The sequence below is a fragment of the Clostridium sp. DL1XJH146 genome (assembly GCF_054819755.1).
Map to the genome: position 1 here is coordinate 12,261 of NZ_JBTVVN010000025.1, position 16,697 is coordinate 28,957.

Below are 16,697 nucleotides of genomic sequence, written 5' to 3' on the forward strand. Positions count from 1 at the left end.
ATGGAGAAATTTATTATTCAGGGTGGTTATAAGTTAAATGGGCAAGTAGAAATTAGTTCAGCTAAAAATGCAGTGCTTCCATTAATTGCAGCTTCAATATTATCGGCAGATAGGTGCACAATTGAAAAAGCACCATTTTTGCAAGATGTTTTTGTTATTTGTGAGGTATTAAAATCTATAGGCTCAAATATAATAATAGATAAAGAAAATCAAATAATAAAGATAGATACATCTAATGTAACAAATATAGAACCAGATGCTAATTTAGTACGGCTTATGAGAGCGTCGTTTTTAATAATGGGGCCTATGATAGCTAGATTTGGTAGGTTTAAGATAGCTCTTCCAGGAGGTTGTAACATAGGTACTAGGCCTATAGATCTTCACTTGAAAGGATTTAAAAAATTAGGTGCAAACATAGATATTGGTCATGGATATGTTGAAGCAACTGCAAAAAAACTTATAGGGAATAAGATTTATTTAGATTTCCCTTCTGTAGGGGCAACAGAGAATATTATGATGGCAGCAGTTTTAGCAGAAGGCATTACAACATTAGAAAATGCAGCTACTGAACCTGAAATTGTAGATTTGGCAAAATTTTTGAATGGTATGGGTGCAAATATTAATGGAGCAGGTACAAATACTATATTAATTAAGGGAGTAAGGGAACTTAAGGGGATAAAACATAGACCTATTCCAGATAGGATAGAAGCGGGGACATTTATGGCGGCTACAGCTATAACTCATGGTAAGGTAATAATAAATGATATTAATTCACAACACTTGAAACCAATTATAGCAAAATTAGAAGAGATAGGTGTTGCTATAGAAAAGAATGATACGAATATAGTTATAGATGCAACAGGTGAATTGAAATCAGTAGATATTAAGACAATGCCATATCCTGGATTTCCTACCGATATGCAGGCACAAATAATGGCTCTGTTATGTACAACTTGTGGAAATAGTATAATTACAGAGACAATTTTTGAAAATAGATTTATGCATGTTTCTGAGCTTAAGAGAATGGGTGCACAAATCAAAATTGATGGTCGTACAGCAGTTGTAGAAGGAGTAAAAAATTTATCGGGTTCTAAAGTGGTAGCTACTGATCTTAGGGCAGGAGCAGCTCTGGTCATTGCAGGATTGGCTGCAGAGGGAGTTACTGAGATAACGGATATATTTCATATAGATAGGGGCTACTATAATATTGAGAATAAGATTAATAAATTAGGCGGTTTTATGAAAAGAGAATAGTTATTTTTAAAATATAGAGTGCAATTTGCAGAGTGTAGAGTGTAGTTAGAACCTTTTTAAAAGGGAATGCACAATGAGTGCATAGTAAAATGTAATTGGCAACTACAATTAAGGAGGATTTTCTTCTCAAAGGTTAGAAAATCTTTAATAAATTAAAAGATCCTCGTCGTTTTGAGAGGCCACTGAAAAAGAATACTTTTTTTAGTGGCCTCTCGTTTTGATGAGGATCTTTTTTGCATTATTGGGTGTTTTTCAAATACTATAGTGTAATAAATTTTTAATCTAATTAATAAAATATAATAGTACATTTTAACGAATAGGTAAAAGAATGGGGTGTAATATTTTGAAGAGATTATTGGGAACTGTTTTATTTATTATTGCCTTTATGGTGTTTTTTTCAAAAATAGTTATTCAAAATGATAATAGCGAATTCGAAATTAATACTAATCAAAATGAAATTAATCAAAACGAAATTAATCAAAATGAAATTAATCAAAATAATAGTGAAGAAAAAGGAATTCAAGTGAATCAACAATCAAATAACATTTCAGTGGATGTTTTGTTGGTTGAAAATAATAAAGTAATTAAATTGGGTCTTGAAGATTATGTTAAAGGTGTTGTAGCAGCAGAAATGCCAGCAGAATTTGAATTCGAAGCACTTAAAGCACAGGCTGTTGCTGCTAGAACTTATGTTGTTGCTCATATTGAAGAATTTGGAGGAAATAGTAACCCGAAGGCTTGTAAAAAAGGTGCTAATGTAACTGATGATGTTAATTGCCAAGTTTATATGAATAAGGAGACAAGGCTTAAGTATTGGCCAGAGAGTAAAGGTGAAGAATATTGGAGTAAAATCACAAAAGCGGTAGAAGAAACATCAGGACAAGTGTTAGCCTATGAAGGTCAATTAGTGTTATCACCATTTTATTTTTCAACTTCTGCAGGAAATACTCAAGATTCAATAGACGTATTTAATAAAGAAATTCCATATTTAAAAAGTGTTGAAAGTCCAGGAGAAGAAGGTTCTCCTAAATATGAAAATGAGTATTTGTTTAATAATGCTGATGTAGTAGTAAGGATAAATAATAATGTGGCTAATACTGGCGTGAACACAAAGAATTTATCATCACAAATTAGGATTACCAGCAGGAGTGAATCGGGATATATAAAAACAGTACAAATAGGAAATGTAACTATGACAGGTATTGAAATTAGAAATATATTCAATTTGAATTCTTCTTGTTTTGAGTTTGAATTCTTGACGGATGAAGTTAAAATAATAACTAAAGGATATGGACATGGTGTAGGAATGAGTCAATGGGGCGCTGATGCAAGGGCAGAAGAGGGTATGACATATGATCAGATTTTAAAATACTACTATACAGGAGTAGAAATAGGTATAGTTAGATGAGACAATTCATATTTAAAATATAAAATCAATGTATAAAAAAATAGATATAAAAAATACATAAAAAATACAGAAAAAAGAATTTATTAGTTAAAAAAGATTTTCCGAGATATAGTTGGAGAGTCTTTTTGTTTTTGCTGAGTTTTATGAATTATGTATTAATTAGTGTTTATTTTTAGCAAAGATAAATGTAAATTATGGATAATTGACTCACTTAAAGGAAGGTTTTATTGAAAGATATATTTAAAAACAGCTTGAAAGTGATTTTAAGTTAAAAATATTGCCGTGCTCGCAAATGCTTTATACAGTATTTCAGTGTTGAACATTATGAATTTCAATTTGTATCGGGAAATGTAGTATTTTGTAGAAAAATAAGGAAAAGTTTTTTACAAAATAATGTATTTTTTAATGTATACCGGACAAACTACAAGTAGGAGGTGTTTTTATGGACTTTAAAGATAAAAATAACAAAAAAACAAATTTTATCAAGAAAGAAGGTTTTTATGTAATTCTTTTTGTGTGCCTATGTATAGTAGCTACTTTTGCAGCAGTGACATCTAGAAGCAGAACTACCGAAGAGGCTATTGATAGTGCAATTAATAGTGAAATTGATACAGCTAGTGATTCCTTTGGAAAAGATACTGTGTTAAATGATAAATCTATTATAGATGGGGCACTAGAAGTAAAGAAGAATGGAGAGGAATTAGTAAATAATGATTTAGAACAAGTTGAAGAAGCGGTAAGTGACGATGGTAAAGAAGAGACTAAAATTGATACTTCACAAGAACAAACTACTGATGAGGTTGCTACAGAAGAAAATAAAACTGTTGCTGTTACTTCAAACAATGCACAAAGCTTTATTAATCCAGTAGTTGGCACACTTGCAAGAGCATATTCAGAGGTTCCTGTTTTTTGGAATACTACTGAAACAAGTAGACCAAATTTTGGAATAGATATAGTAGCTGATTTGGATACAGATGTTGTTGCAGTAATAGATGGTGAGGTTCAAGAAATTTCTCAAGATACTCAGGATGGTGTGAAAGTTGTGCTATATCATCCTCAAAGTGATTTAAGAACAGTATATAGCAATCTAAATAAAGAAATTACTTTAAATATAGGAGATAAAATAAAGCAAGGTGATGTAGTAGGTAAAATAGGAGGAACTACTGTAAGAGGTGCATGTGAAGATTATGGTAATAACTTTTTGCATTTTGAAGTCATGAAGGGTTTAGATGAGGATATTCAATATTCAAGTTTGGATCCATTACAATATTTAAAATATTAGGAATGGGTAAATAATATTAAGTCATTTCCTTTATGGAAATGACTTAATATTAGTACTTGATTGAGTAAAAAATGCATAAATATTAATATAGTAGTTAAGGAGGCAGAAAGTTGAAGGACTACATTGAAGAAAGAGTTTTAGAGGTTGCTAAATATATAATTGAATCAAAAGCAACAATACGAAAAACAGCAAAAGTATTTGGTGTTAGTAAAAGTACAATTCATAAAGATATGACTGAAAGATTACCAAAAATAAACCCTCAAATAGCAACAGAAGCTAAAATTGTTTTAGATTTAAATAAAGCTGAAAGACATATACGAGGTGGAAAAGCAACAAAAATGAAATATAAGACAATAGATGGTTAAAAATTATATAAAAAAACTATTTTTTTTTATGAATATATAGAAATTAAAGAATTATATGTATATAATAATTAATGTGGGTATTTTAAAACTAAAGAGCAGGAGTGGGTTATTGGATGTTGTGGAATAGGAATACGGATGTGGGTATTGATTTAGGAACAGCTACTGTATTAGTTTATATTAAAGGAAAAGGGATAGTGCTTAAAGAACCTTCAGTTGTTGCAATTGAGACGAATACCAATGAGGTACTAGCTGTAGGTGAAGAAGCTAGAAAAATGATAGGAAGAACACCAGGAAATATTGTATCGATACGTCCATTGAGAGACGGTGTAATATCAGATTATGACATTACAGAGAAAATGCTTAAGTATTTTCTGCGTACCGCGGTTGGTAAAAGAAATCTTAAAGCATCAAGAGTTGTTGTTTGCGTTCCTTGTAAAGCTACAGAAGTTGAACAAAGAGCAGTAAAAGACGCAGCTATTAATGCAGGTGCAAAAAAAGTTTCATTAATTGAAGAACCTATCGCAGCAGCTATTGGTGCAGGATTAGATATTACTAAAGCTGTTGGGAAAATGATAATTGATATTGGTGGAGGAACAACTGATATTGCCGTTATATCATTAGGAGGCATGGTTGTAAGAAACTCTATTAAAGTAGCTGGTGATAAGTTTGATGAAGCAATAATTAGGTTCATTAGGAAAAAGCACAAGTTACTTATTGGTGAGAGAACTGCAGAAAATTTGAAAATTAATATAGCTACTGCGTTTGAAAGAGAAGGGAACCCTACTATGGAAGTTAGGGGGAGAGACTTAATTACTGGATTACCTAAAAATATTACAGTATCTTCTGAAGAAATAAAAGAAGGATTATATGAAGTAGTTCATGCTATAGCAGAATGTGCACATTCAGTACTCGAAAGAACTCCACCAGAGCTAGCTGCAGATATTTCTAATAATGGAATTATTATGACAGGTGGGGGATCTTTACTCAATGGTTTAGACAAACTAATTCAGAAAATTACAAATGTGCCTGTATATGTAGCGAATGAAGCAGTTTCATGTGTTGCATTAGGAACAGGAGAAGTGTTGAATTATATTGATAAAATAGATACAACATCTATAGACAAAGGTTTTAGCTTTGAATAAAAGGATCCTGGAAGGATCTTTTTATTGTATAGGAAAGTTTTTTCTCTTTCCTATACAATAAAAAAATGGTGTAGGAGTGGAAGAACTTAGTAACAGCATTTATGGAAATACTTAGATTTAGTAGTTGTATTTGTAAAACATAAAATTTCCTAGTGAAGTGATTCTGCGTAGCTTTTTTATCTGAATTTAAATAAATAATAAGAATGTAAAAATGCATCACAGATTACTTTTGCCATATCTAATATTAGATTTAATCTGATATTCCTATTTGTAAAAAGTTCATTATTATCACTAGAATCAACTATTCCGATAATTGAATAATCACCAACAGCGGGTAATACTTTGCCTACACCTTTTCCAGGGTGGATTGGATAATTTCTCGCTTGTATCTCGCCTATATTTTTTTTATTTCCTAAGCAAGCATCTATTCCTATAATTTTAGAAGCTGGATTTTCTTTTTTTATTTCTTTTAGTTTTTTATCTATATTTAATGCATGGATTGGAGAATTGATAGTTCCGTATACTTTTAAAGGAAAATTCTTTTGTACTAACATAGAACCTACAGCTGGACCTAAGCAATCTCCTATGCAGCGATCTGTTCCTATGCAAATAATTACTGTATTGGTATCAATATAATCTTTAATAAAATAAGATAATTTATAGTAAGATAAGTCTTCAAAATAATTAACTTTAAGTTTATCCAAATATGCACCTCCTCATTAATTTATATGCTAGAAAATTTGATTTTATAAGGTTTGTATAAAATCAAATTTAGTGGAAATAATTACAAATAGAGGTGATTATTATGAAAAAAGGATACTTATCGATTATTATAATATTATGTACAATTATATCAGTAATTTTAATGACCCATGATTATAATTTAAATGGGAAACAAGAGTGTGCTGAAATAATTGATAGAGAAAAAATTGAAGTAAGAGAATATCAAGATTCACAAGTAATAAATAATACCACTATTAAAGATAATATAGAAGAGGTAAAAGAAAATTGTAATAATGATGAGGATGTTACTAAAGCATGTATCGATATGAAAAACAATAATGAGGAAAAAAAAATAATTGAGAATCTAAATAATTCAAATAATTCAAATAATGCAAATAATGCAAATTGCAATGAAAAAGATGATATTGGTATCATCCAAAATGAAAAAAATACAAGTCAAAAAAATGAAAATATTGATGAAATTTACATATTAAATGAAAAAGATGTATCAGTTTTTAAAGTTGATGCAGATAAAATTCTTGATGAATTAACATTAAATGAGAAGAAAACATTGTTGTTTTTAGGAACTAAATTTTCACCAATTGATTATGTTAAAATAAAAAATTATTTGTATATGGATGATAGAGAAGAAGGGGTGTCGTGTGCTCTTAAGTTAGCAGAGAAGAGATTGACAAATGAGGATTTTAAAAAAATGGAGGATGTAATTGATGAGTATATAGACGTTGATGCAGTAGAGAAAAAGGATTAAAATTAATGGCTTTTTCTATATAGTATACATATAGTTATTATGTGTTTTTAAGTGAATTTAAAAGATTGTTATTAATTTTAAAATAAAGAGCAATTTTTTAAAAAGTATTACCCTATGAATAAAAGAGTAATTAAGATATATTTGTAGTAAAATGAAGTTTAGTTGGATAAAATGGTCCTAAATGGAGTTTGAAATAAAAAGAATATCTAGGTATACTATAACTCGTCGGTAAAACAATATAAAACATAAAAATAAATGCGCTGGTATAGCTCAATTGGTAGAGCAACTGACTTGTAATCAGTAGGTTCTGGGTTCAATTCCTAGTACCAGCACCATGTGTGGAGGAGTTCCCGAGTGGCCAAAGGGGGCAGACTGTAAATCTGTTGCGTTTCGCTTCGATGGTTCGAATCCGTCTTCCTCCACCATTTACCATGGGCGCATAGCTCAGCTGGGAGAGCACCTGCCTTACAAGCAGGGGGTCACAGGTTCGAGCCCTGTTGTGCCCACCATGTACAATTTAATATATTTTGGAGGAGTTCCCGAGTGGCCAAAGGGGGCAGACTGTAAATCTGTTGCGTTTCGCTTCGATGGTTCGAATCCGTCTTCCTCCACCAAAAGAGTATTACAAGTTGTAATACTCTTTTTATATAGAGTTTACACAATACCGTAGCTGTTATATAAATATTGTAGCGTAAAGATTAAATTTTATTATACAGTTTATTAACAAAGAATAAATTATAGATATAATTTATTGACAGTGTTTTTTCAGTGTGGTAATATAACATTGATTTTAAATAAATTAAATATAGTTCTACTTATCAAGAGAGGTGGAGGGACGTGGCCCTATGAAACCCAGCAACCTGTACAAAAGTGCAAGGTGCTAATTCCAGCAGCTAAAGCTGCAAGATGAGTGAGTCGTTTATGAAAATAACCTCTTCACTTTTGTGGAGAGGTTTTATTATTGGAGGGGGAAATTTTATGAAAAAATTATTCACATCAGAATCAGTTACAGAAGGGCACCCAGATAAAATCTGTGATCAAATATCAGATTCAATACTAGATGCAATAATGGAAAAAGACCCAAATGGTAGAGTAGCATGTGAAACTGCTGTAACAACAGGTATGGTATTAGTTATGGGAGAAATATCAACTGATTGTTATGTTGATATTCCTAAAGTTGTAAGGAATACTATAAAAGAAATTGGATATACAAGAGCTAAATACGGATTTGATGCTGATACTTGTTCAGTAATTACTTCTATTGATGAGCAATCAGGGGATATCGCTATGGGAGTTAATGAAGCATTAGAATCAAAAGAAGGCAAAAAAGATAATACTGAAGCAGTAGGTGCAGGAGACCAAGGGATGATGTTTGGTTATGCTACCAATGAAACTGAAGAATATATGCCATTACCTATAAGCATGGCTCACAAATTAGCAAGAAGATTAACTGAAGTAAGAAAAAATGGGACTTTAAGCTATTTGAGACCTGATGGTAAAACACAGGTTACAGTTGAATATGACGGAGATAAAGTTGCAAGGATAGAAACTATAGTAATTTCTACACAGCATGATGCAAACGTAACACAAGAAACTATTCGAGAAGATTTAATAAATTATGTTGTTAAAGAGATTGTTCCAGAAGAATTATTAGATGAAAATACTAATTATTTTATCAATCCTACGGGAAGATTTGTAATTGGTGGACCACAAGGGGATTCTGGTTTAACTGGTAGAAAAATAATTGTTGATACTTATGGTGGTATGGGAAGACATGGTGGTGGAGCTTTTTCAGGAAAAGACTGTACAAAAGTTGATAGGTCAGCTGCTTATGCTGCTAGATGGGTAGCTAAAAATTTAGTTGCTGCTGGTGTTGCTGATAAGCTAGAAATACAGTTAGCTTATGCGATAGGTGTAGCTAAACCAGTATCAATAACTGTAGACACTTTTGGTACATCAAAATATGCAGAAGATAAAATAGTAGAAATAGTAGAAAAAGTATTTGATTTAAGACCAGGTGCTATAATCGCAGAGTTAGAATTGAGAAGACCAATATATAGAAAGACTGCAGCTTATGGACATTTTGGAAGAACAGATGTAGATTTATCTTGGGAAAAACTTGATAAAGTAGAAGAAATAAAAAAATACTTATAAAATAAGCCATATGGCTTATTTTATTTGAAGAGTTTAATATAACGCCATATATGATATCGGGTTTTATGTAAATATGATCTATTTACAAATCGTTCAATGTAAAACAGTTTATAGATATATTTACTGATGAAGAATATTTAAATGATAAAAATAGATTTGAATAGAAAATGAATAAAAGGGTATTCTAAGTCTGAAAGGGGAGTTTTTATGAAACAAAAACATAATAAAAAAGCAATTGACGATAACAAGAAAAACAATCCTAAAAAAGCAAACCCAATAACATTGGAAGTAGATACAAATATGAAGAAAAAACCAAAAGGGATGCCAGAAATATAACTCACTATTAAATTAGTGGGTTATATTTTTGATTAAAAGCCATTTGTATATTGTTATACAAATGATAAAATGATTATTGAAGAGTTTGTTGTGAAATTTAGGTTATTTATAAATTAAGCTATATTTTAGAATATTGTTGATATTTATGCTGTTTAATTAATTCATATCAACACCTATTTAAAACATAATCTTAATATTAAAAAATTGTTATAGATGTTATATGAGTATATATAGATTATAGAAAAAACAGGAGATTAATATGAAAAAAAATAAGATTATTACTATAAAAAAGGACCACACAGAAATTAAAGCAGAATTAATTTATAGAAAAAGAAAAACTATGGAAATAAAGATCAAACCTCCAAATGAAGTGATAGTTATTGCACCTTTATTTCTAGATGAAAATCAAATAATGGATATATTGCAAGGAAAACATTCTTGGATATTAAAAAAGTTGAATTATTTTAAGGAAATTGATTATAAAAACGAAAAAAAACAATTTAAAAAGGGTAGTATTTTTTATTACCTAGGAAAAGAATATTCTCTTTCACTAAATGAGAGTAAAAATAGTGACTGTATAGATATAATTTTGATTAATAAGAAAAATAACTGCGAAAATATAATAATTAGAAAAAATATAGAAATTACTACAACAAACGAAGATATAATAAAATTGGAATTGATAAGATGGTTTAAAATAGAAGCTAGTAGAGTTATAAATAATAGAGTTGCTCATTACCAAAATATAGTTGGAGTAAGACCTATAAAAGTAAAATCAAAAGAACAAAAGAAAAGGTGGGGTAGTTGTACAAGCACAGGAAATGTTTTATTTAATTGGAGGCTAATAATGGCCCCTGTAGATGTAATAGACTATGTTGTTGTACATGAATTATGTCATCTTATCCATATGAATCATTCTAAAGACTTTTGGAGTTTGGTACAACATATAATGCCGGACTATGATATAAAGAAAAAGTGGCTTAAAGAAAATGGATTTAAGCTATTCCTTTAGAGTACATTAATAATTTAATAGATTTTTAAGACTTTCTTGTAATGAATTTAATCTTTATAGTGTAGAATAATATCTAATGGGACATAATTAATGCATTATTGTATTATTTAAATCAAAAGAGAAATAAATGATATTAAAATAAGGAGTGTAAGGGATATGAAAAAATTCTCAAAAAAAAGAATTATAATTGTAAGTGTATTAATAATTGCAGTCGCTCTGATTGCTTTAAGAGTTGTAGGTGGAAATTCTACGCCACAAGGAATATCTGTTAATACAGCTAACGTAGAGCAAGGTGATGTGGATGACTTGCTTTCTTCTGTAGGAACAATCCAATCAGAGTATACTAAAAGCTATAATGCTAAAGGTATATCTACTATAGAAACAGTAAATGTAAAAGTGGGAGATTTAGTAGAAGAAGGACAAGTTTTAGTAACATTTGATGTGGAAGATAACAGTAACTCTGTAAGATTATTAGAAATTCAATTGGATAATGCAAAACTAAGTTTACAGAGTCTTCAAAATCAAAATACAGATGCTGACGCTAAAAAGGCTGATTATAATTCACAAATTGATGATTTAGAATCAGAAATTGAATCGTTGAATAAAGAGATAGAAGATACAGAGGCATTAATTCAAGATCAAAATTCAGCTGAAGTAGAAAATACAGAGGCAAGCCAAGGACAAACTTCAGCAACACAAAATACTACATTACAAAGTCAATTAACAGCTTTGAACTCAGAAAAAACAAAAGCAGAAGCTGAAATTAGTACTTTAGAACAGAAAATAGATACTATAGTGTATGTTAAAGACACTAGTATAAAGCAAGCTGAAAATACAGTTGAATCTGCACAAATTAATTTGGACCAAGCGAAATCAGTAGAAATTGAGGAGAAAATTGTTGCTGAAAAAGCAGGTACTATAACAGCTGTAAATGCAGAAGAAGGAATAAGCACTAATAATGTTCAGGCAGCTGGTGGCGGATTAGTTGAAATTACAGATTTAAATGATTTGAAAATTGTTTTATATATTGATAAATATGAAGCTGGAAATGTAGCACTTGGGAATTTAGCCACAATCTATGATGGAGATAAAGAATATGAAGGAGAAGTTTCATATATTGCCCCTAAGGCAGATGATATGACAGGTAATTTATTAGTGGAAGTAAAAGTCAGTAGTGAAAATTCAGCGTTAAAAATTAATTTTGAAGCAGATGTAGATATTCTATTACAATCAGAAAAGGATGTTTTATATATTCCAGTGGAAAGTATAAAGAAGGATGAAACAGGAGAAGAATTTGTATTTGTTGTTCAAGATAGTAAAGCTGTTAAAAAAGTTATTGAAAAAGGGCTTCAATCAGATTCTTACGTAGAAATTATAAGTGGATTAGAATTAGGAGAAGAAGTTATACTTAATCCTTCAAGTGAAATTTTAGATGGGACAATTGTTTTGAACGGCTCAGAGAGTATCGAAAAAACAGGTGGTTTATTTTCAACAAGAAGAGGAATGAGTAACTAAATTCTGTGATGAAAAGAATGGCTTAGCAGGAGGAATGGTATAAATGATAGAAGTTAAAAACATAATAAAAAGATATATAACTGGAGAAATTGACTTTATGGCATTAAATGATGTTTCACTTAAAATAGAACAGGGTGAATTCACATCTATAATGGGTCCGTCAGGTTCAGGGAAATCAACACTTATGAACATTTTAGGATGTCTTGATAGACTAGATTCTGGTACTTATTTTTTAAATGGTAAAGATGTATCCAATTTAACTGAAAATGAATTGGCATTTGTAAGAAACAAAGAAATTGGTTTTGTATTTCAATCTTTTAATCTTTTGCCTAGAATGACAATACTAGAAAATGTCGAATTGCCAATGATATATGCAGGAGTATCATTAAAAGAAAGAAAACAAAGAGCTTTAGTAGCTTTAGAAAAAGTAGGACTTAGTGATAGAGTCCATCATAAATCCAATGAGATATCAGGTGGCCAAAAACAAAGAGTTGCAATAGCAAGGGCAATAGTTAATGATCCAAATGTTATAATGGCTGATGAACCAACAGGTAACTTAGATAGTAAATCTACACTGGATATTATCGATATATTTCAAAAGCTTAATGATGAGGGTAAAACTATAGTTATGGTAACACATGAGCCTGATGTTGCAAAGTATACAAAAAGAATTGTAAGATTTTTAGATGGAAAATTAGTTGGAGATAAAGAAGTTAAAGATAGATTAGTTATTACGCAATAGGAATAACTTTTAATATTTTATAGAAAATAGGTGATTTAATGAATTTTTTCGAAAGTTTGAAAATGGCTTTTGATAGTATATTAGCTAATAAAATGAGGTCCTTTCTTACAATGTTAGGTATTATAATAGGAATTAGTTCAGTTATAGCTATTTTAGCTTTAGGGTCTGGTGGAACAAATTCTATTACTGGAGAATTTGAAAAAATAGGGGCTTCGGCTGTAGTAGTTAGTGTAGATGGGAAAGTAGCTTCAGGTAGTGATTACATTACTGATGAAGATATAGAATCAATAAATAAAAATATTACAGGAGTAAAATATTTATCACCAAGCTTGTCCACAGGAGGAAGAGTTATAACAGATACTAAAAGCTTCAGTATAAGTATTTCAGGTGGTAATGATTTTTATGATGAGGCAAATGCTTTAGAAATGGTGTATGGAAGATTTTATAATCTAGATGAGGTAAACAGTGGTAAGTTAGTTACAATAATTGATGAGACTTCAGCAGAAAACTTATTTGGGTATACGAATGCAGTAGGTGAAACAATTAAAGTTAAAATTGGTGAGAATACAAAACTAATTAAAATTATAGGGATTACAGAATCAGTTACTAATTTTGGACCACCTCAAGATGAATATGTAATTGCTTATATGCCATATACTTCTTTTGAAACTTTAACTGGTAAGAGTATAGAAATTTCAAACATTAGAGTTATTGCAGAAACGCAAGATGAAGCAGAAGGAGTAGGAAATAGTATAGTTTCTTTGCTAGAAAGCAGGCATAGAAATGAAGGGCAGGAATTATATGAGATGCAAAATGTATTTGCAATGTTAGAACAGATTAATAGTGTACTTGGAATTTTCACTACATTTATAAGTGCTGTAGCTGGTATTTCTTTACTAGTTGGTGGAATAGGAGTTATGAATATAATGCTCGTTTCTGTTACAGAAAGAACAAGAGAAATTGGAATTAGAAAAGCAATTGGTGCAACAACAGGAAATATTCTAATGCAATTTTTAACAGAGTCAGCTATATTAACTATGATTGGTGGCATAATTGGAATAATTCTGGGTGTTTCACTAGCTAGTATAGCAGGTGGTTTTATGGATGTAGTTCCAGAATTCTCAGCGACTTCAATTTTATTGACGATTTTATTTTCTTCATCGATAGGCATATTCTTTGGGATTTACCCAGCAAGAAAAGCAGCTAAATTAAAACCAATAGATGCACTTAGATATGAGTAGAGCAATGCACAATGCATAATGCACAATGCACAATTAAGGAGGGATTTTTTTAGCGGAGCTAAAAAAATTCTTATATCTTATAAAACAATAAATAAACAATAAATAAACAAAACAATAAATAATAAATTCTTATTATTTATTGTTATTGTTTAAATTATGGTTTGATTATGTTTCAATTAATTAAAAGATTTTCTGAACGAAGAGAAGAAAATCATCCACAATTGTGCATTGTAAATTGTGCATTGTGCATTGAATTAAAGAGGTGCTTATGAATATAAAGAAGAGATTAACTTATTCACATATAGCAATGGTAATAGTCCCCATGATATTAATTTCGTTAATTATTTATTTGTTCAGAATGGTATATATATCTAATTATAATACTAATTATTCAGGAAGGTACAACGGTGTGGTTGTACATGATATTTATAATACACTTGAAGTTGTTAATCATAAGACCAATTTAAAACTGATAAGTATAGATACTGACTTATCAAATCAAGAATTTGTAGGGGAATTAGAAGAAGAGTTAACTAAAATAAATGGTGGAGTGGTTATTTTTAAGGGGAATGAGAATGTATATTCTACAGAATTTTTAAAAAAAGATGAGTATAAAACTATAATAGAAGATTATTCCCATGTTATACTTTTGGAGAATTCAGAATGGGGATCATCCGAATTAATGAACTTGGTAAGTTATGATTTTTATTTTAGAGATTCTTCAAAAGGAACAATTTGTATTTTAATGGATACAACATATTTTATGAGTAGCGTTAATAAAATAATGCTTTCAGTTATTATCATTGCCATTTCCATTTTGATATTAACGCAGGTAGTATTAACATATTTTGTTTCAAAGAGTATAGTTACTCCTTTGAATAAATTGAAAGATGCATCAGAAGAAATAAAAAATGGTAATTTGGATTTTGAAATAGGTATTAAATGCAAAAAAAGCAATAATGAAATTACAGAACTTTCAAACTCTTTTGAAGAAATGAGAATTAAACTTAAAGAATCACTTAGTGCCCAGAAGCAATATGAAGAAAATCGGAAAGAGTTAATTTCAAATATTTCTCATGATTTAAGAACTCCAATAACATCAATTAAAGGGTATATACAAGGTATAAAGGATGGTATTGCTGATTCACCAGAAAAAATGGATAAGTATATAGATACTATAATAGCTAAAGCAGACCATATGGATAATTTGATAAATGATTTATTTTTATTTTCAAAATTGGATTTGAAAAAGGTGGATTTTAATTTATGTAAATTGGATTTTACAGATTATTTAGAGGATTGTACAGAAGAACTTGGATTTGATTTATTAAAGAAAAATATCCAGTTTGTGTATACTAAGCCTAAAGGTAAAATATTTGTTTACGCTGATGGGCAGCAAATTAAAAGAGTTATAACTAATATTGTATCAAATTCTGTTAAAAATGTTGATTTAGACAAAAGTCCTTTAATTGAATTATCAGTAGAAGATAAGGAAGAATATATTATTGTTAAAATTAAAGATAATGGTCGTGGAATTTCTAAAGAAGCGCTACCTTATATTTTTGAAAGATTTTATAGAGAAGATACGTCTAGAAATATAAATACAGGTGCCTCAGGATTAGGTTTAGCTATTTCAAAAGGGATTGTTGAGTATCATACAGGTGAAATATGGGCTGAGAGTCAGCAAAATATCGGTACTGAAATTTTATTCACATTAAAAAAATATGATACTAATGTTAACATAGGGTAGTTTTAAAAAGAGAATTAATAAGATGGATGTGATTTTGTGAAGAAAATTCTTATAGTTGAAGATGATATTAGTATTGCTGAACTTCAAAGAGATTATTTGGAAATAAGTGAATTTGTAGTTAAAATAGAGCAGAATGGGAAAAAAGGCTTAAATGAAGCACTTTCGGTTGATTATGATTTGATTATTCTAGATATTATGTTGCCTGAAATGAATGGATTTGAAATAATTAAAGAAATTAGAGCACAAAAGGAAACCCCTGTTTTAATGGTAACAGCTAAAAAAGAAGATATAGATAAGATAAGAGGATTGGGTCTTGGTGCAGATGATTATATTACTAAACCATTTAGTCCTAATGAATTAGTTGCTAGAGTAAAATCAAATATAGCAAGATATGAACGGTTGACAGGATTAAATAAAAAAATGGGAGAATTTATCCAGATAAGAGGGCTTAAGATTGACCAAGAATCACGAATAATATCTGTTAATGAAAAAGATATTATACTTACTTCTAAAGAGTATGATATATTAATACTTTTAGCGATGCATCCGAATAAAGTGTTTAGTAAAGAAGAAATATTTGAAAAAATATGGGGATTAGATTCTTTTGGGGACATAACAACAGTTACAGTTCATATAAGAAAAATAAGAGAAAAAATAGAGAAGGATCCTTCTAAACCAGAGTACATTGACACTATTTGGGGAGTTGGATATAGATTGAATTTATAGATTAAAGGATATACTTAAGGACGAGATAATCGTCCTTTTTTTATTGGTAAATAACTTAGTTTATATTATGTTTTAAATTAAGAATATATAGTTTTCACATTATTTATCAAAGGTGCATATAATGATAATTAGGTCGTAAAATACAAATAATGCTTGTATATTTTGGATATGTTTACGATTACATATTTATGAAAATTGTGATAAAATTAAATTAGAGAATTTTTAACATAAATTAAATAGAATTAGTTTTTAAATTATATGATAATGATTATGTTAGT

15 protein-coding genes, 4 tRNA genes and 1 riboswitch are annotated in these 16,697 nt (G+C 29.7%); of the genes, 18 read left to right on the forward strand and 1 reads right to left on the reverse strand.

Annotated elements, in window-relative coordinates; translation table 11 throughout:
• The 5 genes from murA to mreB all read left to right on the forward strand — a co-directional run bounded on the left by murA (position 1) and on the right by mreB (position 5,451).
• Complete coding sequence (gene murA / locus ACVHXK_RS12340) at positions 1–1,254, forward strand: UDP-N-acetylglucosamine 1-carboxyvinyltransferase (protein ID WP_461206704.1); 1,254 nt, start codon at positions 1–3, stop codon at positions 1,252–1,254.
• Positions 1,255–1,597: 343 nt separating this feature from the next.
• Positions 1,598–2,662, forward strand: coding sequence for a stage II sporulation protein D (gene spoIID, locus ACVHXK_RS12345; protein WP_461206705.1), 1,065 nt, complete (start codon positions 1,598–1,600; stop codon positions 2,660–2,662).
• Between the two features lie 442 nt (positions 2,663–3,104).
• Positions 3,105–3,944 carry a peptidoglycan DD-metalloendopeptidase family protein gene (locus tag ACVHXK_RS12350; RefSeq protein ID WP_461206706.1) on the forward strand — a complete coding sequence of 280 codons (840 nt, stop codon included), beginning with the start codon at positions 3,105–3,107 and terminating at the stop codon, positions 3,942–3,944.
• A 110-nt stretch (positions 3,945–4,054) separates the two neighbouring features.
• On the forward strand, positions 4,055–4,309 hold the full coding sequence (gene spoIIID / locus ACVHXK_RS12355) for a sporulation transcriptional regulator SpoIIID (protein ID WP_461206707.1): 255 nt from the start codon (positions 4,055–4,057) through the stop codon (positions 4,307–4,309).
• A 113-nt stretch (positions 4,310–4,422) separates the two neighbouring features.
• A complete protein-coding gene (gene mreB / locus ACVHXK_RS12360; RefSeq protein WP_461206708.1) occupies positions 4,423–5,451 on the forward strand; it encodes a rod shape-determining protein MreB in 1,029 nt (342 codons plus the stop codon).
• Positions 5,452–5,627: 176 nt separating this feature from the next.
• On the opposite strand, the gene yyaC is transcribed toward mreB, so the two are convergent.
• Positions 5,628–6,155: a spore protease YyaC gene (gene yyaC, locus ACVHXK_RS12365; protein ID WP_461206709.1), complete on the reverse strand. Its 528-nt coding sequence runs from the start codon at positions 6,153–6,155 to the stop codon at positions 5,628–5,630.
• A 101-nt stretch (positions 6,156–6,256) separates the two neighbouring features.
• On the opposite strand from yyaC, the gene ACVHXK_RS12370 reads away from it, so the two are divergent.
• The 13 genes from ACVHXK_RS12370 to ACVHXK_RS12430 all read left to right on the forward strand — a co-directional run bounded on the left by ACVHXK_RS12370 (position 6,257) and on the right by ACVHXK_RS12430 (position 16,419).
• The gene (locus ACVHXK_RS12370) at positions 6,257–6,943 is read left to right on the forward strand and encodes a hypothetical protein (protein WP_461206710.1); all 687 of its coding nucleotides are present in this window, start codon (positions 6,257–6,259) and stop codon (positions 6,941–6,943) included.
• Positions 6,944–7,202: 259 nt separating this feature from the next.
• Positions 7,203–7,278 (forward strand) — tRNA-Thr (locus ACVHXK_RS12375).
• Between the two features lie 5 nt (positions 7,279–7,283).
• Positions 7,284–7,368 (forward strand) — tRNA-Tyr (locus tag ACVHXK_RS12380).
• Positions 7,369–7,376: 8 nt separating this feature from the next.
• A tRNA-Val gene (locus tag ACVHXK_RS12385) sits at positions 7,377–7,452 on the forward strand.
• 20 nt (positions 7,453–7,472) lie between these two features.
• Positions 7,473–7,557: transfer RNA gene (locus ACVHXK_RS12390), tRNA-Tyr, on the forward strand.
• A gap of 198 nt (positions 7,558–7,755) precedes the next feature.
• Positions 7,756–7,856, forward strand: a riboswitch (SAM riboswitch).
• A gap of 65 nt (positions 7,857–7,921) precedes the next feature.
• A complete protein-coding gene (gene metK, locus ACVHXK_RS12395) occupies positions 7,922–9,097 on the forward strand; it encodes a methionine adenosyltransferase (RefSeq protein WP_461206711.1) in 1,176 nt (391 codons plus the stop codon).
• 207 nt (positions 9,098–9,304) lie between these two features.
• Positions 9,305–9,433: a hypothetical protein gene (locus tag ACVHXK_RS12400; RefSeq protein ID WP_461206712.1), complete on the forward strand. Its 129-nt coding sequence runs from the start codon at positions 9,305–9,307 to the stop codon at positions 9,431–9,433.
• A gap of 259 nt (positions 9,434–9,692) precedes the next feature.
• Positions 9,693–10,445 carry a M48 family metallopeptidase gene (locus ACVHXK_RS12405; RefSeq protein ID WP_461206713.1) on the forward strand — a complete coding sequence of 251 codons (753 nt, stop codon included), beginning with the start codon at positions 9,693–9,695 and terminating at the stop codon, positions 10,443–10,445.
• Positions 10,446–10,601: 156 nt separating this feature from the next.
• A complete protein-coding gene (locus ACVHXK_RS12410; RefSeq protein WP_461206714.1) occupies positions 10,602–11,960 on the forward strand; it encodes an efflux RND transporter periplasmic adaptor subunit in 1,359 nt (452 codons plus the stop codon).
• 43 nt (positions 11,961–12,003) lie between these two features.
• Positions 12,004–12,702 carry an ABC transporter ATP-binding protein gene (locus ACVHXK_RS12415; protein ID WP_461206715.1) on the forward strand — a complete coding sequence of 233 codons (699 nt, stop codon included), beginning with the start codon at positions 12,004–12,006 and terminating at the stop codon, positions 12,700–12,702.
• 38 nt (positions 12,703–12,740) lie between these two features.
• The gene (locus ACVHXK_RS12420; RefSeq protein WP_461206716.1) at positions 12,741–13,943 is read left to right on the forward strand and encodes an ABC transporter permease; all 1,203 of its coding nucleotides are present in this window, start codon (positions 12,741–12,743) and stop codon (positions 13,941–13,943) included.
• A gap of 268 nt (positions 13,944–14,211) precedes the next feature.
• Positions 14,212–15,693: a HAMP domain-containing sensor histidine kinase gene (locus tag ACVHXK_RS12425; protein ID WP_461206717.1), complete on the forward strand. Its 1,482-nt coding sequence runs from the start codon at positions 14,212–14,214 to the stop codon at positions 15,691–15,693.
• Between the two features lie 36 nt (positions 15,694–15,729).
• The gene (locus tag ACVHXK_RS12430; protein ID WP_461206718.1) at positions 15,730–16,419 is read left to right on the forward strand and encodes a response regulator transcription factor; all 690 of its coding nucleotides are present in this window, start codon (positions 15,730–15,732) and stop codon (positions 16,417–16,419) included.
• Positions 16,420–16,697 lie beyond the last annotated feature (278 nt).